Raw genomic sequence first — 17252 nt, 5'->3', positions numbered from 1 at the left:
GGCCGTGGCTGCTGAATACCATGACGAAACCGACAAACTGACCATTTCCCCCTGAATCGTTGTCTCCCACTGTGCGTCAGCGGCCGGACCTGCCAGATCGGCTTTCACCGATCCGGCAGGAACCCCGATATGGCGCCCCTCGCCAGCAGGTAAAAAGGACCACCTTCCGCCGAGCTTGAGCGTGTTCCCCATTGCGGAGCCGTACCGTGGGTCGCGTGCCGACGGCGAACAGAGCGCTACCCGCGGGGCCACCGGTCCAGCCGCCGAAGGCGTTGGCCACCTCACGCGGACCGGTGTCCATGCGTGTTGTCACTCTCGCCCGTCAGACCGTCGCGGGGGCGTGGCGCGACCGCGTTCTCGGCCTCGCGGCCGAGGCGGGCTTCTGGCAGTTGCTGTCCCTTCCCCCCCTGCTGTTGGCGGTCCTCGGCACGATCGGGTACATCGGGGACGCACTCGGTGCCGATGCCGTCGACAGTGTTCGCCAGAGCCTGCTGACCGCGGCGAACGACCTGCTGACGCCCGTGGTCGTCGACGACGTGGTTCGCCCGACCATCAACGAGATCCTCACGCACGGACGCCCGGACGTGATCTCGATCGGTTTCCTGCTGTCGCTGTGGACCGGTTCGTCGGCGATGGCGACCTACGTCAACACGATCACGATCGCCTCCGGACAGCGTGAGCTGCGCTCAGCGGTACGCAGCCGGCTGCTGGCACTGCAGCTCTACCTCGCCCAGGTGGCCAGTGGGGTGATCCTGCTGCCGGCGCTCGTCCTCGGACCGGGTCTGATCTCCCGGATACTCGACGCGGAACACCACCACGTCGTGGGCTGGTTGCTGAGGATCCTGTTCTGGCCGGTCGTCGCCGTATTCTCACTGGCGATACTCGCGTCCCTCTACCACCTGGCTCTGCCGTCCAGGCGACCGTGGCGGCGCGCGCTGCCCGGGGCGCTGCTGGCCATGGTGGTCTGGAATGTCGGCAGCTACCTGCTACGGCTCTACCTGGAGACCGTGTTCGGCCACGAGCTGATCTACGGCTCGGTGGCGGCGCCGGTCGCGGCGCTTCTCTTCTTCTATATCACCGCGCTCGCGGTCCTGCTCGGCGCCGAACTCAACGCCGCCATCGACGGGATGACCAAGATCGTGGTGGCGCCCGGCGAATCCCCGCCGCCGTCGCCGGCAGGGCTCGGCGTCCCCACTGCACGCTCCCACTCCCGGTGGCGGTCCCGGCGCCGGAGCCACGTCCAGCAGGCACCCGACGGTCAGTAGGTACACGAACCGGCCGATGGCGCCACCGCGGGCGTGGCGGGGGCAGGGACCGCCGCAGCCACCAGAACGACGGCGGACGCGGCGGACGGCGGTGGACCGCTCAGACCGGCCACGAACGACGCGAGTTTGCCGGGATCGGTGACAAGCACCGACTGGCCGCCGATCTGGCCGGGCGACGTCGGAACGGTCGCCATCCGCACACCGCCGGTCCCCACACCGCGAAGCCGGACCGCGAGCGGCGCCAGGTCCGCCAGCGACGTGGCGTCGTCAACGCTGACGGCCGAGGTGACCGCGTCCATCAGCGAGCCGAGCCGGACCGGATTGGTCAACGTGCCGGTCGACGTCGCCGCCCGAAAGATCACGCCGATGAACTGCTGCTGGCGGCGGATCCGGTCGAGGTCCGCTTCGGGCAGACCGTAACGCTGCCGGACGAAGGCCAGCGCCTGCTCGCCGTTGAGGGAATTGTCGCCCACGTGGCCATGCCAACCCGACATCTTGTCGTCGAGGTTGCTCCTGCTCCCGTTGGGCAGCGGCTTCACACACACGGTCACCCCACCCAACGCGTCGGTCATCCGCTGGAAACCGATGAAGTCGATCTGGAGGTAGTGATCGATGCGTATCTTCGTCAGTCCCTCGATGGTGCGTATCAGCAGGGACGGGCCGCCCAGGGCGAAGGCTGCGTTGAGCTTCGACCTCCCCCCGGTGTGGTTGTGTCCCGAGGCATCGGTGTAGGCGGGGATCGTCACCCACAGGTCCCGCGGAAACGAGGCGAGCGTGGTGGAACCGTTCGCGTCCAGGTGCGCCAGGATCGTCGTGTCCGACCGCTGGCCCTCGACCTCGCCGAACTCACCGCCCGTCCCGGCCCGGCTGTCCGAACCGACCAGGAGGATGTTCTGGGTGTCCCCACCCGGGTCGGCCGGCCGCCGGTCCGCGGCGGGGAAGCGCAGCGGGACGCGGGTGACCTTACCGTCGTAGTAGCGCAGGGCCAGCCACCCGCCGGCGGAGACGACCAGCAGCAGGAGCGAGACAAGCCCCGCCACGACGGTGACCAGCCGCCGCCCGGTGGACGTCGCATCGCGGCCGTCAGGCCGCCATCCCATGGTGGCACGTTGGCCCTGGCCGTCCGGAGGCCACGTCATGATCATGTTCCCCCGCTCACCGCACCATCGTGCCACCTACGCCAATCCTGTGGACGTTCCGCGGCCGAGGAGAAGTTCCCCGGCGCAGCTGTCGCGCCCGCGACAGCTGCGATCATCGGTTACCGCTGAATTCCGCCCGGATGGCCGGGCCGTCCGCGTCGAGTTCGGGAGCGGGCGGCCGTGTCGAGGGATCCGCCCGGCCGGGCATCTTCACCGGATTGCCAGGCAACGGCAGGCCACCGGCTTCCACCACCATGTGCCGAAAACCGGCCTGGTCCGAGGACACCGCTTCGGCGACGTCGTTGATGAGGCCGCATGGTACGCCCGCTTCGTGCAGAATCGCGAGCCATTGCGCGGCTGGCCGGGTACGTAGCGTGCCTTCTACTTCGCATTTGAACGAGTCCCGGCCGGACAGCCGGGCGTCGTTCGTGGCGAAGCGGGGGTCTGCGCCGAGATCTGCGCGATCCAGCGCCTGACACAGCCGGACGAAGAGGCCGTCGTTCGCGGCACAGATCACAATACTCCGGTCCGCGCACGCGAACGTGTCGAACGGCGCGATCGAGTAATGTGCGTTACCTATGCGTGGCGGGGTTGTGCCGGTGGCGAGATAGGACAACGCAGCACCTTCGAGCAGCGACAGTGTGGCATCGAACATGGCGATGTCAATATAGGTCCCACGTCCGGTCGTGTTCCGTCCGTGCAACGCGGCGCCGATGGCACCGAAGGCGTACAGCCCGGCAGCGAGGTCCGCGATCGGCACTCCCGGCTTGACAGGTTCGCCGTCGGGCGAACCTGTGATCGACATAATGCCGGCGGCAGCCTGCACGACAGCGTCGTAGGCGGGTCGGTTTCGCCACGGTCCGGTCTGCCCAAAGCCCGAGATGCTCACGTATACCAACCGGGGATTGCGCGCTGACATCGCGGTCCAGCCCAGACCAAGCCGGTCCATCACGCCGGGCCGGAAGTTCTCGACGAGCACATCAGCCCGATCGATGATGGAAAGTAACGTCGCGTGATCGGTCGGATCCCTCAGATCGAGCGCAACCGACTGTTTGCCGCGGTTCACCCGGGCGAAGTACAGCGACCGATCGTTCATGAACGGACCGTAGGATCGAGAGTCATCTCCGTGGTCAGGCCGTTCCACCTTGATGACCCGGGCGCCGAGATCGGCCAGCATCAACGTGGAGAACGGCCCGGCCAATACCCGAGTGAGATCGACGACAAGAAGACCATCCATGGGACCCGGCGGCACAGGCACTCCTGCGACGCTACCCGTATCGGGCGCCGCGGCCTACCGTTGGAACTATGAGTGCGCACTCGGGCGGAACCCCGCCTGCCCCCGACAGATCCACCGTGCTTATCGTCGCAGATAGTCTAACCCCGGTCCCGGGCAGTACGGTCGCGGCTGGCAGCACGTCAACCGTCGCGTCATCCCCGGCCATGGCCGAAGGAGAAGCCGGCACGGAGGGGCAGGCCAGTCACGATCACCAGCCACCGGCCGCCTTCCCTCGATTCATGGCCGGCGGATGGGCCCCGTTGCCCACGATGACGCCGTCGCGTGATGACGTCGCGCCATACACGGCCAAACGACGTGCCCTGTTGGGCTCGCGTTTCCCGGCCGAAACACTGGTGATACCCAGTGGTGGGCTCCGGGTACGCGCAAACGACACAGATTACCCGTTCCGACCGGGAAGCGACTTTTTCTGGCTGACCGGCTGTCATGAGCCCGACGCAGTGGTGATTCTCCACCCGAGCTCGGCCGGCGGCCACGAAGCCGTGCTGTATGTCGCGGACCGGTCGGACCGCTCGTCCTCGGCCTTCTACACCGACCGGCGTTACGGCGAACTATGGGTCGGTCCGCGCCCAGGGGTCCGGGAGAGATCAGCGGCCTTCGAAATCGAGTGCCGGCCGCTGCACGATCTGACCGACGCGCTGGGGCGGCTGTCCCCGGCGACGACTCGGGTTGTGCGGGACCTGGACACCGCAGTGGACCGCCAGATCCTGCGTTACTCCCCCGGCAGGTCAGGCAGGTCCGCGGCGGGCGCGGCCGACCCCGCCGACCGGGATCTGGAACTGGCGCAGGCCCTCTCCGAGCTGCGGCTGGTCAAGGACGACTACGAGACCGCGATGCTGGAGAACGCGGTCGCGGCGACCGTGCTCGGCTTTTCCGAATGTGTACGTGAGTTGGACCACGCTATGACCCTGCCCAACGGCGAACGGTGGCTGGAAGGCACGTTCTGGCGCCGGGCGAGGGTCGACGGCAACGATGTCGGGTACGGATCGATCGTGGCCTGCGGCCACCACGCAACCGTCCTGCACTGGGTCCGTGACGACGGGCCGGTGCAGCGTGGGGACCTCGCGCTGCTGGACATGGGCGTGGAGTCCCGCTCGCTTTACACCGCCGACATCACACGCACCCTTCCCGTGGACGGACATTTCAGCAACGTGCAGCGCCAGGTGTACGACGTGGTCCATGCGGCCCAGCAGGCGGGAATCGCCGCGGTGCGACCGGACGCAAAGTTCGGCGACCCGCACCGGGCGGCAATGCGGGTGATAGCGCAGGCGCTACACGACTGGGGGCTGCTTCCGGTGAGCGTTGACGAGTCGCTGGCAGAAGACCCACAAGCCCCGAACGCCGGCATGCATCGCAGGTATACCCTGCACTCAACGTCACATATGTTGGGACTCGACGTCCACGACTGCGCGCAGGCCCGTGACGAGACCTACCGCGACGGCCCACTCGTGGCCGGGATGGTGCTGACCGTCGAGCCGGGCCTGTACTTCCAGCCCGATGACATTACGGTGCCCCCCGAGCTGCGCGGGATCGGCATCCGGATTGAGGACGACATTTTCGTCACGAACGACGGCCGCCGCAACCTGTCCGAGGCTCTTCCTCGCGCCGCTGCGGCCGTAGAAACGTGGATGGTCGGGCATCGGACCTGAGCCACACATGACCTGGGCGACAGGATGTCGACTTCTCAGCCTGTCGCCCAGGAAACAGCGGTTGCCACATACCCCCATATGGGACGCAAGTGGTACCAACCAGAGGTCCGACCTCCGTAGCCGGCACCACCGCGGCAGAACCCCACCGCTCCATGGGCCGCTGCTCGGTCGCACCGCGTCCCTTGTGGCCTGTGGTCACGCGAAATAGAGCTATGATCGCGCGGCCTTTGGCCAGCTGGACGAATGCGACCGAGAGCCACTCAGTGAGCCTTGTCGTACGCCTCGACGATGTTGGATGCGATACGACCGCGGTCACTGACCGTGTAACCGTTGGAGCGCGCCCACTCGCGAATGTCGGCAGTACGGTCTGTACCCCCGGTACGGCGAGAAGCGCCACGCGGGCCACGCCGGGCGGCAGTTGCCCGACCACCGGACCGACGCGCCGCTCCAACGAACGGAGCCAACGACTCACGCAGCTTGGTGGCGTTCTTCTCGGACAGATCGATCTCGTACGAAGCGCCGTCCAGTCCGAACCGAACAGTCTCATCAGCCTCGTGTCCATCGAGATCGTCAATCAACGACACGATGGTCTTCTGCGCCATGCCACTCTCCTTCAGGTCAGCGAACCGAGGAACTCTCGGGACTAGTATTACCACGTCATCAGGAAGAACTGTAACGGCTGGTTCGGACACGCGCGACTGGCATCGCCCACGGACATGCTCTGCACGGCGTCATGGACGCCACACAAGAGTCCTCGGGTTGACGTGAGTCACGTCAACCCAAAGGGGTGGAGGCCACCGTCGGGATAAATTTTGATCATGTGTTGTCACCGAATCGCGACTTCCGATCCGAAACGCCGGTGGTCGGCACAGACAAGGATGTCACGGTCCGGAAGGCAGAGTGAGCACCACGCAACGCCATCAAGGATCCGCGCCGGCGAATGTCTTACACCACGAACGGGCCGCGGCCGGGGTCATCCGATTCACGGTCTGGTAGAGCGTGGAGAGCGGGGCGCACGATGGATGAGCGGACATGGATCGTCGATGCCGCAAATGTGATAGGAGCACGCCCGGACGGATGGTGGCGCGACCGCGCGGGTGCCGCGTTACGCCTGCACCAAAGGCTGTCTGAACTCTGGCTGCCCGAGCACCGGCGCTCCGAGCTCTACCCACGCGCGTCCGAGCTCGACCCGGATACGAGCCGCCAGGGGGCGCATCACCGGGCTCCACCCGCCCAGCTGGTCGTGGTACTCGAAGGCGTGGCCCGAGCCGGGGTTCCCGCGGGGCCGGATCCCACCATCGCCCGGCTTGTGGTTGTCCACGCGGTCGGCTCGGGCGACGATGCCGTGGTCGACCAGATCCACCGACAGGTCGGTCCGGTTCTCGTCGTCACCGCCGACCGCGAGCTTCGCCGTAGGGTCGCTGCCACGGGCGCGGCCAGCGTCGGGCCAGGGTGGCTGTGGGCCCTGCTGGACGACGCCCGTTCCCGATAAGATTCAGGGGGACCGCGGCCTCCGGGCCGGGCGGATCAGACTCGGGCGCCCCGCGCCCGGGCCGGAGCCGAACTGCGGGCCGGGCCGGCGATGGCGGGCGCCAGCCGGGCGGTAAACCGACCATCGCCGGCCACGACCTCGAGGGGAATACCAAAGCAGGCCGAGAGCCCCGGCCCGGTCAGGACCGCCTCGACGTCCCCGGCCGCCACCACCTTGCCGGCACGCAGCAGCAGTGCGTGCGTGATGCCCGGCGGAATCTCCTCGACGTGATGGCTGACTATGACCGTCACCGGCGAACCAGGATCGGCGACCAACCGGGTGAGGCGCCGCAGCAGGGCCTCACGGGCGCCCAGATCGAGCCCAGCCGCCGGTTCATCCAGCAGGAGTAGCTCGGGGTCCGTCATCAGCGCACGCGCGATCTGGACGCGTTTGCGCTCCCCTTCGGACAAAGTGCCGTATCGCCGCTCGGTGAGATTCCTGCACCCGACCTGGACGAGTAGCTCTCGCGCCCGGCCCAGGTCGTCGTCGCCGTACTTTTCTCCGGCGCGTCCGACCACGTTCCAGGCCGCGGTCATGACCACGTCAACAACACGTTCGCCCGCGGGCAGGACGTCAGCCACGGCGGAGCTCGTCAGACCCACGCGGCTGCGGACGTCGAAGACATCACGCTCGCCTAGCCGGCTGCCGAGTAGGTCCACCGTTCCCCGAGTAGGGAAAACCCGGCTCGCCGCCACCTGAAGCAGGGTTGTCTTCCCGGCGCCGTTCGGCCCGAGAATAACCCAGCGCTCACCGTCCGCGACAGTCCAGTGGATGTCGGAAAGCAGCGACGCACCATCCCGTACAACGGTTACCGCGTCCAGGCGCAACACCACATCCGCCACGGACCTCACGTTACGCGACCTGTCACGGCGCAGGGCCGACCGGGCCGCCGTGCCCACTCCGATGGTGACCCACTTCTCGGTGAATCCGCGGGCCGGTAGCGTCGGCAACCGCTCACGGCACCAGCGGCGCGGCAATCTCCGCCCACACGACCTTGCCTGCGCCGGCCGAACGGGTCCCCCATCTGGAGGCGATCAGGGACACCAGCTCAAGACCACGACCGCCCTCGTCCTCGACGTCGGCGTGCCGCCGTCGAGGCATCCTCGGATCACCGTCCGCGACCTCCACGATCACTCTCGATCCGGTCCGGCGCAGTCGCGCGGACAACGGGGAGCGGCCGTGCACCAGGGCGTTGGTGATGAGCTCCGACATCAGCAGCACCACCGAATCGATGATGTCGGCCTCGACCGACCAGTCCGTCAGCAGTTCGCGGGCACGCCCACGGGCCTCGCCGAGCCCGGCCGGCCCCGCGGGCACGGCGATCTCGGCGAAGCGGGTCGCCCCGCTGGCATCGGTGTCGGGCAGTCCGACCAGCAGCAGCGCCACATCATCGTCGTGGCCCTCGTCCCGCCCCAGCGCTGCCAGCGTATGGTCCGCCCGCCTGCTCAGCGATCCGTTCTGGCGGGCGAGCACCGCGGCCAGATCGGACACCCCGGCGTCGATGTCGCGCTCACGGCTCTCCACCAGTCCGTCGGTGAACAGCACCAGCAACGCGCCCCGCTGCAGCCGGACGGTGTACTCCTTGACGTCACCGCGGCCAAGGCCCAGCGGAGTGCCGACCTCCATGTAGAGCCGCGACACCAGCCCGTCCGGGGCCACCACCAGCGGTGGCGGATGGCCTGCGTTGGCAAGTGTCAGCAGGCCGGTGTGTGGCTCGACGACCCCGTAGATGCAGGTCGCGATCTGGCCCTCGTCGATCTCGCAGACCACGCTGTCCAGGAGCGTCAGCACCTCGTACGGCGACAGCTCCAGGCGTGCGCAGGTACGCACCGCGGTACGCAGCTGGCCCATGATCGCCGCCGCCCGGACCCCACGGCCCATGACATCGCCGATGACCAGCCCCACCCGACCCGCACCGAGGTCGATGACGTCGAACCAGTCACCACCCACCTCCGTGTCGGCGACGCCCGGCACGTAGCGGGCTGCGATCTCCAGTCCTTCGGGCTCGACCACGCCCAGCGGCAGAAGACTGCGTTGCAGCGTCAGCGCGGTGTCCCGGCTCCGGCGGTAGAGCTCGGCGTGTTCGACCGCAACCGCGGCGCGCGCGGCGAGTTCCTCCAGGAACGCGACATCCGCCCCGGTGAACGGCGCGCGGTCCCCGGCGGCCATGAGGCTGACCACACCGGCCACCTGACCGCGCAGGATAAATGGCACGGCGGCAAGGGTGTGCGCCCCCACGTGTCGCATCCAGCGGGCCATCTCCGTGGATGACAACCACGCTGCACCGTCCAGCGGTTCAATGTGACTGCGCCCGGTGAGTGCGGCGAGGTTGACCGGGCTGCCCTGCGGCCACGGGCCGATACGCGCCCGGGGCATCGGCAGCTGGGTGAGGCCGGGGCGAACCGAGGCGACGGCCCGTCGCAGGACCGGCGCATCGGGCGCATCGGGCGCCGTGGCGGTTCCGCCGGATTCGACCAGATAGACCGCGCAGGAGTCGGCGAGTTCGCCGACGACGACTTCGGTGAGCGCCCGCAGTGCCCGTTCAGGCTCCAGCGCGCTCGCGACCGCACCGGTCGCGCGGGCCAGGAGCTCCAGGCGGCGGCCGGCCTCACGCGCGACGCCCTCGGCGGTCCGCGCCATCTCCTCCGCCCGGCAGCTCGACGCCGCCTCGGCGAGAACACGCTCGAACAGCGTGGCGCGCTCCAACGCCTGGGCGCACTGGTCGGCGAGTGCGGTCAGGTAGGTGCGATCCTGCGGGGAGAATTCGTGCGGCGCGTGGAAACCGAAGAGCAGCGCGCCGAACGGGGCGTCGACGGTGGCCAGTGGAAGTACCGCCCATGCCTGCTCATCGGCGTCGGTCATGCTCGCGACCAGCTCCGGCACGGGCCAACGTCCGGCCAGTTCCGCCCGGCCGGACAGGAACAGCGCCCGACCGCCCCGAATGGCCTCCGGCACCGGGTGAACCGCACCCAGGTTGATGTCGGACCAACTGCTGACGAACCGTTGCGGATATCCGAGCAGGGACCGGAAACGCAGGCGGTCGCTGTTCTGGTCGACCAGCGCCACCCCCCGCCCGGATGCGCCCAGTGCCTGGCGCCCGGCGTCGAGCACGACGGCAGCCACCTCGTCGACGGTAACCGCGCGCGAGAGCGCAGCGGTGACGAGCCGGAGGCGCTCGGTCCATTCGGCCGCGCTCTGCGCGCGCGCTGCCAGCTCGCCGTGGACCGCCTCGGCCGCGCGTGCCTGCGTGACGTCACGCCCCGTACCGATCCATTCGACCGGGCGATCATCTCCGGTGAGGGGCAGGAGTCGCAGGACGAGGACGCGATCCGCGCCGTCCGCGCCGACGAGGCGGAACTCCGCGTCGAAGGCGCTGCGCCCCTCGACCGCCTGCCGCCAGGCCCGCGCGACCCGATCACGGTCCTGTGCATGCACCGCGTCGAGCCAGCCGAAGCCGGTGATCTCCGAACGTCGCTGGCCCGTGATCGCGCGCCAGCGCGGCAGGTCGACGTCCAGGCCGCCCTGAGCATCCGTGTGGAAGGCGTCCGCGTCCGCGGCCTCGGCCAGCGCCCGGCACCGGGCCTCACCTCGGGCCAGCTCACTGCGGGCATCACGCAGCGTAGTGACATCCGTGGCGACCAGGACCACGCCGAGCAGCCCGCCTCGGGCGTCGGTCGCCGGATACCAGCTGACCGTCCAGGTCTGGCGCGGTTGCCGGCCGCCGGTCGCGACGCTGACCTCCAGATCAACCACGGGCTCACCGGTGGCGACCACACGCTGCAGCAGTTGGTGCATCTCGTGGCCGAAGTCACCCAGGAGCTCAGCCATGGTGCGACCGATGTGGTCCGCGGCGGGACGGCCGTTCAGCCTGGCCAGGACGTCGTTGACCTGAAGATGGCGCCCCGCGGTGTCATAGAGGGCAAGACCGATCGGCGCCTGGGCGACAAGCGCCGTCAGTAGATCGACGGTCGCACCCGCGCCGGTAGCCACCGCATCGAGTCCGCGGATCCCCGCAGCATCGTCGTCCGTTGTGTCACTGCCGTCACTGCCGTCACTGCCGTCACTGCCGTCACTGCCGTCACTGCCGTCACTGCCGTCGGTGCCGTTGCCGTTGCCGTTGCCATGGCCGTTGCCGCCGGTCAACTCGACCGACGGAGGTCCGGGCGGCTCCTGCGGCAACGGCGTCGTCATGGGAAAAGATTGTGGACGGTGGGGCAACGTTGTGCTCAATGCCCTACCCCCGACATTTCCGGCCATCCTCCGGTTGCCACTCGTTCACGGTCTCACGCCGCGCCGGGAGCCGATCCCAGGCCCGAGGCGTCCCCACCGTCACGTGAGGAGCCGGTCACGTGCGATATATGATCACTAATGGGTCCGCGAATCTGGTCCGGCCCGTGCGTGGGCACGGGTGCCCACAGTTTGCGCGGCCCGGCGTCCGCGCGGGGCAGGCCGCGGCCCACGACGACCTCTGCCGAGAGCACGGTGAGCGACGACTTCGAGACGATCACCGGGTTCAGCGTGAGCGAGGCCACCTCCGGCAGGTCATCCGCGAGCCGCGCGACCCGCATGAGCAGGAGCTCGAGAGCTGCCACGTCGACCGTCTCCGCGCCTCGGTAACCGAACAGCAGCGGGGCGGCCCGCACCGACCGCACCAACCGCGCCGCGTCGGAGTCGGTAAGCGGTAGGACGTGGTGGGCACGGTCGCCGAGCAGATCCGTGGCCGGTCCCGCCAATCCGAAGGACACCAACGGCCCGTACCGCGGATGCTCCAGGGAACCGATCACCACCGCAACACCCGCCGGGGCCATCCGTTGCACCACGAAGGACCCGCTGGTGGCGAGCTGCCCGGCATCGAGTTGGGTGAGCATCGCCGACCAGGCCGCCCGCAACGCCGCCGGACCGAACAGGTCGAGCCGCTGCCCACCGAGCTCGGGGCGGTGCCGATACGGACGGGCGCGCGCTTTGAGGGCCACCGGCCATCCGAGCCGCTCCGCGGCCAGCACCGCCTCATCGCCGGAGGTGACGGTGATGAACGGCTGGACGTCGATGCCGTAGCAGTCGAGCAGATCGGCCGCCCGGGCCTCGTCGATCGGACCGGAACAGCCGGCGAGCAGCGTCCGGGCCTCCTTGGCCCGCCGGGTGAGCTCGGGCACCGAACCGGTCGGTTCCGCGCGCCACTCGGCGTATGACACGGCCCGCACCAACGCCGCCACGGCGCCCTCTGGTGACGGATAGCCCGGCACACCCGCGAGGTCCGGTGGTACCTCGGTGCCCAGAACCGTCGCGAGGACGGGCACGTCGACGAGCCTGGCGGCCGCCGCGACTGCCCTCGCGACCGGCCCGGGTTGCGCCGGCGGCAGGCGGACCACCGTCACGATCAGAGCGTCCGCGCGACCCGCGGCGTCGATGAGAACCTCGGTGAACGCCTCGGGCGGGGTGCCGCCCGGTAGGAGGATCCGCTCCACCGCGAGGCCGGAGGCCTCCGCCGCCTGGCAGGTCAGCCAGACCAACGCCCGGGAGTCACCGACCACGGCGACCCGACGGCCGGCCGGCAGTGGCTGGGAGGTCAGCAGCAGCGCGACGTCGAAACCCTGGGAGATCCGGTCAACCCTGATCACGCCGGTCTGGTGTAGTAACGCGTCATCCAGGGTCGAACGGCCGCTGGTCACCACGACCACCGGCGTGCGCCGGCCGACCCGGCGGGCCAGCCGGGCGAACTTGCGTGGGTTCCCGAAGGTTTCGACGTGCATGAAGACCACGTCGGTGGCCGGATCCTCCTCCCAGAACTGGAGAAGATCATTGCCGCTGACGTCGACCCGGTCGCCGGCCGAGACGAAACTCGACAGACCGACCCCACGGGCGGCGGCCGCCTCCAGCAGCGTCGCGCCGAGCGGTCCGGACTGTGAGTAGCAGCCGACCCGCCCGGGCGCGGGCATCCGGCCCGCCAACGACGCGTTCAGCCCGGTGGCGAGATTCTGGATACCCAGGCTCGCCGGGCCTACCACGCGCATACCGAACGCACGGGCCGCGGCCGTGACCTCGATCTCCGCCTGGTAATCGCCGAGATCGGTGAGCATCACCAGGCCGCGAACGCCCTTGCGACCGCACTGGTCGATGACCTCGGGCACGATGCGCGGTGGCACGCATACCACGGCCAGGTCCACCGGACCGTCGATGTCGGTCACCGAGGCAACCGCCCGCACGGACGCGACCGCGCCCGGAACGTCGGCCGCTGCGGGGTTGACGGGGTAGACCGGGCCGGCGAACCCACCGGCCAGCAGGTGCCGGAAGACCATCTGGCCGACCGCGTTGCGATCCCGGGAAGCCCCGATCACCGCCACCGAGCGGGGGTGCATCAGCCGGACGATCGACGCGGCCTCCGCGTGGTGTTCGCGGGCACGCATGACGTCCACCGAGGTCTGCGTCGGCGCGATCTCGAACGACATCCGGACCGCACCGCTGTCCCACGTTCGCGACACGGTGTAACCGGCATCCAGGAAAACTCCGATCATCTGGCGGTTCTCGCCGAGCACGTCGGCGTCGAAACGGCGGATCCCGCGTTCGGCAGCCGCGGCCGCCAGATGTTCCAGCAGGACCGATCCCAGGCCGCGTCCCTGGTGCGCGTCCTCCACGAGAAAGGCGACCTCCGCCGCCGGCGCCGGACGCACCAGCTCCGATGGTGGCCCGTCCGGGTCCACGTGGTCACGCTCAGCATCGGACGCCACCACCTGCGTGCCCTCCCAGTGGGCGATGGCCACGATCTCGTCCCCGATGAGCGTGACCAACGCGCCGCGCACCCGCTGGTCGAGCACAGTCATCCGCTGGATGTCGGTGTCGGTGAGCGGCCCGCGCGCGCTGAAGTAGCGGAAGTAGATGGTGCGCGTCGACAGCCGACCCCAAAAGGCGCGCAACCGGTCACCGTCACCGGGCACGACCGGACGCAGCCGGGCGGTACCCCCGTCAGCGAGGATGACGTCCGCCTCCCACCTCGCCGGGTAGTTCGCCGCCGCATCAGCCTGCGTCGACTCGTAATGTCTCGAATGCGCCGTGTCACTCATCGGTCAACGAGGGGGTCGAGACCGTGCAACGGAAGGATCTCTCGTCGGGTGGCCGCCACCGCCCGGTCCAAGGGGTCATCCGGATCGCCCTCCCCGGCGTCCCAGGGATGAAAGGCGATGTCGACGCCGTCACCGAAGCGTTCGGGCACGGAACCGCCGGTGAGTGCCGCACCGGTCGCCGCACGAACCCGGGCGTCAGCGGTGTGGCGCCAGTCGTCGGGCACCGGTCGCGAACAGTCGAGCGGCACATGACCGGCGATGGCCAACAGGTGCGTCCATGCACGCGGCACCACCGACGCGAGCGCATAGCCGCCGCCACCACAGGCAACCCATCGTCCCCCGCACACTTCATGTGCCAGATCGTGCAGGGTCTGGTAGGACGCACGCTGTCCTTCGACCGACAGTGTCAGATCCCCGAGCGGATCGAGGAAATGAGTGTCACATCCGTGCTGGGTGACCAGGATCTCAGGGGCGAACGCACGCAGCAGCACCGGTACCACGCCGCTGAACGCCCGCAGCCAGCCGGCGTCACCGGTGCGGGGCGGCAACGCCACGTTGACCGACATGCCGCAGGCCTCCCCCGCCCCGGATTCGTCCGGGAAACCGGTTCCGGGGAACAGGGTCCGGCCGGACTGGTGCAGCGAGATCGTCAGCACCCGCGGATCATCGTAGAACGCGGCCTGGACACCATCGCCGTGGTGGACGTCCACATCGACATAGGCCACCCGGGCGGCGCCGTTATGCAGCAACCAGGCGATTGCCACCGCCGGGTCGTTGTAGATGCAGAAGCCGCTGGCAGCGACCCGCATCGCGTGGTGCAGCCCGCCGGCGGGAGCCACCGCATGGCCGTGCCGTCCCGTCCACACGCCCGCGGCCGCGGCCAGGGTCGCCCCGGTGATGCGGGCGGCAGCGGTGTGCATGGACTCGAAGACGGGATTGTCGGGCGTTCCCAGGCCGAACATGGCCGCCAGGCCGCGCGCGGCGTATTGCGGCGCCCGGCGCACCGCCTGGATGTAGGCGGGGTCGTGGACAAGCTCGATCAGCTCATCCGTTGCCAGCCGGCCCGGCTGGACCGCCACATTGGGGCCGGCCAGCACCCCGGTACGCGCGGCCAGGTCCATGGTCAGCTCGAGGCGGACGGAGTTCAGCGGGTGGGTGCGCCCGAAGCCGTAGGCGGCCAGGTCGGAGTCCCACACGACCAACGTCGGCCCGGACCCATCGCCGTCAGCGGAACCGTCCGGCCGCGAAGAACCGCCCATGATTCGACCTTAGGCCAAAGGCTGCGCGAGCATGTCCCTTGCGCGCAGCCGGCGGCCCCGCCCGGCCAGCCCGGCCAAAGGCTGCGCGAGCATGTCCCTTGCGCGCAGCCGGCGGCCCCACCCGGCCAGCCCGGCCAGCCCGGCCAAAGGCTGCGCGAGCATGTCCTTTGCGCGCAGCCGGCGGCCCCACCCGGCCGGCCCGGCCATCTCGACGCCTCGAATTCGTTAGGGTCTGACTCCGTGGCTGTTGGACACGGTGATGAACCCGAGGTTGCGCCGGATGCCGGACCCTGGACGGATACCTCGGGACGGCGGCTGTGGGCGCCGTCCCCGCAACGGGTCCGTGCCGCCGGGGTCACCGCCTATCTGCACTGGCTGGCTACTGAACGCGGCCGAACGCTGGCGGACGCCGGCGCCCTGTGGCAGTGGTCGGTGGACGACCTTGATGGGTTCTGGGACTCGATCTGGGACTTCTGTGCGGTCGAGGGCGACCGCGGGGACGGCCCGGCCCTTGCCGACGCTCGGATGCCGGGCGCCCGGTGGTTCCCGACAGCCAGGGTGAACTATGCCGAGAACGCCCTGACCCGCCATGGCTCCGCACCCGCGGTGATCGCTGTCCGCGAGGACGCGACCACCGCCGTGGTCTCCTGGGACGAGCTCCGCCGCGAGGTCGCGGCGGCGGCGGGCGGGCTGCGACGCCTGGGTGTCAGCCCTGGCGACCGAGTGTGCGCTGTGCTGCCGAACTGCGTCCATGCGGTGGTGGCGATGCTTGCCACCGCCGCCATCGGTGCGGTCTGGTCGTCCTGTTCCCCGGACTTCGGGTCCACCGCCCTTGCCGACCGCTTCGCTCAGATCACCCCGACGGTGCTCATCGGAGTGGACGGCTACACCTACGGCGGCAACTCCTTCGACACGCTCGGTGTGCTCGGTGCGGCAGCTGAACGCCTACCTGATCTACGCGCGACGGTCGTCATTCCCTATCTGGCCGCGGACGCCGTCGAGCGGGCCCACCAGGCCGCTCTGCCGGCTGTCATCTCCTGGGAGGATCTCCTGGCGGGGTCTGAGGATGAGCTTCCCGTCTTCCATCGGGTCCCCTTCGACGCGCCGCTGTGGATCCTGTACTCCTCGGGTTCGACCGGCCGGCCCAAACCAATCGTGCAGGGCCATGGCGGAATCCTCCTGGAGCACCTCAAGTCGTTGGTACTCCATCTCGATCTGGGCCCCGACGACCGCTTTCTGTGGGTGACGAACACCGGCTGGATGATGTGGAACATGCTCGTGTCCGGCCTGCTGGCCGGAGCGACCGTGGTTCTGTTCGACGGCAGCCCGAAATTTCCCGACCTGGGCGCCCTGTGGCGGCTCGCCGAAGCTGTCCGCGTCACCTGCTTGGGAACGAGCCCAGGTTTTCTGACCGCGTGTGAACGCTCGGGCATCGTCCCCCGGGAAATCGCCGACCTCGCCGCGATACGCACCATCGGCTCCACCGGTGCGCCGCTGTCCCCGGACGGTTACGCCTGGGTCTACGACGCGGTCGGCTCCGACCTCATGCTCGCATCGATCAGCGGCGGCACGGACATGTGCACGGCGGTCGCGATGGGCCTGCCCACCGTGGCGGTGCACGCGGGGGAGATCGCCATGCGCGGGCTCGGTTGCGCGGTGAGCATCTTCGACGACGACGGCAAGGAGCTCCTCAACGAGATCGGCGAACTGGTGATCACTGCTCCCATGCCCTCGATGCCGCTTTTCCTATGGGGCGACGAGGACGGCTCCCTACTCCGTACGTCCTACTTCTCGACCTACAACGGGGTGTGGCGCCACGGCGACTGGGCCCGGATCACCCCCGACGGATCGGTGATCATATATGGCCGCTCGGACGCGACGCTGAACCGTGGTGGTGTCCGGATCGGTACCGCCGAGCTGTACCAGGTGGTGGAAAACATCCCCGGCGTCGCGGACAGCCTTGTGATTGACACCTCGACCACCGAGCGACCCGGCGAACTCGTGCTGTACGTCGCGTTGGACGACGGCACCACGCTCGACGGCGCCTTCATGAACAC

General features: G+C 69.2%; 11 protein-coding genes. 4 read left to right on the top strand and 7 right to left on the bottom strand.

Going from position 1 to position 17252, the window contains the following annotated elements:
* The first annotated feature begins 299 nt into the window (after positions 1–299).
* Positions 300–1265, top strand: coding sequence for a YihY/virulence factor BrkB family protein (locus U9977_RS15705; protein WP_322750009.1), 966 nt, complete (start codon positions 300–302; stop codon positions 1263–1265).
* On the opposite strand, the gene U9977_RS15700 is transcribed toward U9977_RS15705, so the two are convergent.
* Entirely contained in the window at positions 1259–2404 is a 1146-nt protein-coding gene (locus U9977_RS15700) for an LCP family protein (protein ID WP_322750008.1), read from the bottom strand. The genes U9977_RS15705 and U9977_RS15700 overlap by 7 nt on opposite strands.
* A 112-nt stretch (positions 2405–2516) precedes the next feature.
* On the bottom strand, positions 2517–3641 hold the full coding sequence (locus U9977_RS15695) for a CaiB/BaiF CoA transferase family protein (RefSeq protein WP_416210643.1): 1125 nt from the start codon (positions 3639–3641) through the stop codon (positions 2517–2519).
* A 278-nt stretch (positions 3642–3919) separates the two neighbouring features.
* Between U9977_RS15695 and U9977_RS15690 the strand changes: the two genes are divergently transcribed.
* On the top strand, positions 3920–5347 hold the full coding sequence (locus U9977_RS15690; protein WP_322750012.1) for an aminopeptidase P family protein: 1428 nt from the start codon (positions 3920–3922) through the stop codon (positions 5345–5347).
* Between the two features lie 260 nt (positions 5348–5607).
* On the opposite strand, the gene U9977_RS15685 is transcribed toward U9977_RS15690, so the two are convergent.
* The gene (locus tag U9977_RS15685; RefSeq protein WP_322750006.1) at positions 5608–5949 is read right to left on the bottom strand and encodes an Lsr2 family protein; all 342 of its coding nucleotides are present in this window, start codon (positions 5947–5949) and stop codon (positions 5608–5610) included.
* A gap of 416 nt (positions 5950–6365) precedes the next feature.
* Between U9977_RS15685 and U9977_RS15680 the strand changes: the two genes are divergently transcribed.
* Complete coding sequence (locus U9977_RS15680) at positions 6366–6839, top strand: hypothetical protein (RefSeq protein ID WP_322750005.1); 474 nt, start codon at positions 6366–6368, stop codon at positions 6837–6839.
* Between the two features lie 35 nt (positions 6840–6874).
* Here U9977_RS15680 and U9977_RS15675 read toward each other — a convergent pair whose 3' ends face one another.
* The 4 genes from U9977_RS15675 to U9977_RS15660 form a co-directional block, all read right to left on the bottom strand.
* The gene (locus U9977_RS15675; protein ID WP_322750011.1) at positions 6875–7720 is read right to left on the bottom strand and encodes an ABC transporter ATP-binding protein; all 846 of its coding nucleotides are present in this window, start codon (positions 7718–7720) and stop codon (positions 6875–6877) included.
* 112 nt (positions 7721–7832) lie between these two features.
* Complete coding sequence (locus U9977_RS15670; RefSeq protein ID WP_322750004.1) at positions 7833–11069, bottom strand: SpoIIE family protein phosphatase; 3237 nt, start codon at positions 11067–11069, stop codon at positions 7833–7835.
* A gap of 92 nt (positions 11070–11161) precedes the next feature.
* Positions 11162–13936, bottom strand: a complete 2775-nt coding sequence (locus U9977_RS15665; protein ID WP_322750003.1) for a GNAT family N-acetyltransferase — start codon at positions 13934–13936, stop codon at positions 11162–11164.
* Positions 13933–15195 carry an acetoin utilization protein AcuC gene (locus tag U9977_RS15660; RefSeq protein ID WP_322750002.1) on the bottom strand — a complete coding sequence of 421 codons (1263 nt, stop codon included), beginning with the start codon at positions 15193–15195 and terminating at the stop codon, positions 13933–13935. Before U9977_RS15660 ends, U9977_RS15665 begins: the two co-directional genes overlap by 4 nt.
* Before the next feature lie 240 nt (positions 15196–15435).
* Here U9977_RS15660 and U9977_RS15655 point away from each other — a divergent pair.
* Positions 15436–17252: acetoacetate--CoA ligase (locus tag U9977_RS15655; RefSeq protein WP_322750001.1), on the top strand; the 1817-nt coding region annotated here is incomplete at its 3' end.

The sequence above is a fragment of the Protofrankia sp. Cas8 genome (genome assembly GCF_963555845.1).
Lineage (GTDB): Bacteria > Actinomycetota > Actinomycetes > Frankiales > Frankiaceae > Protofrankia.
This window is presented reverse-complemented; position numbering and strand designations above follow the sequence as displayed.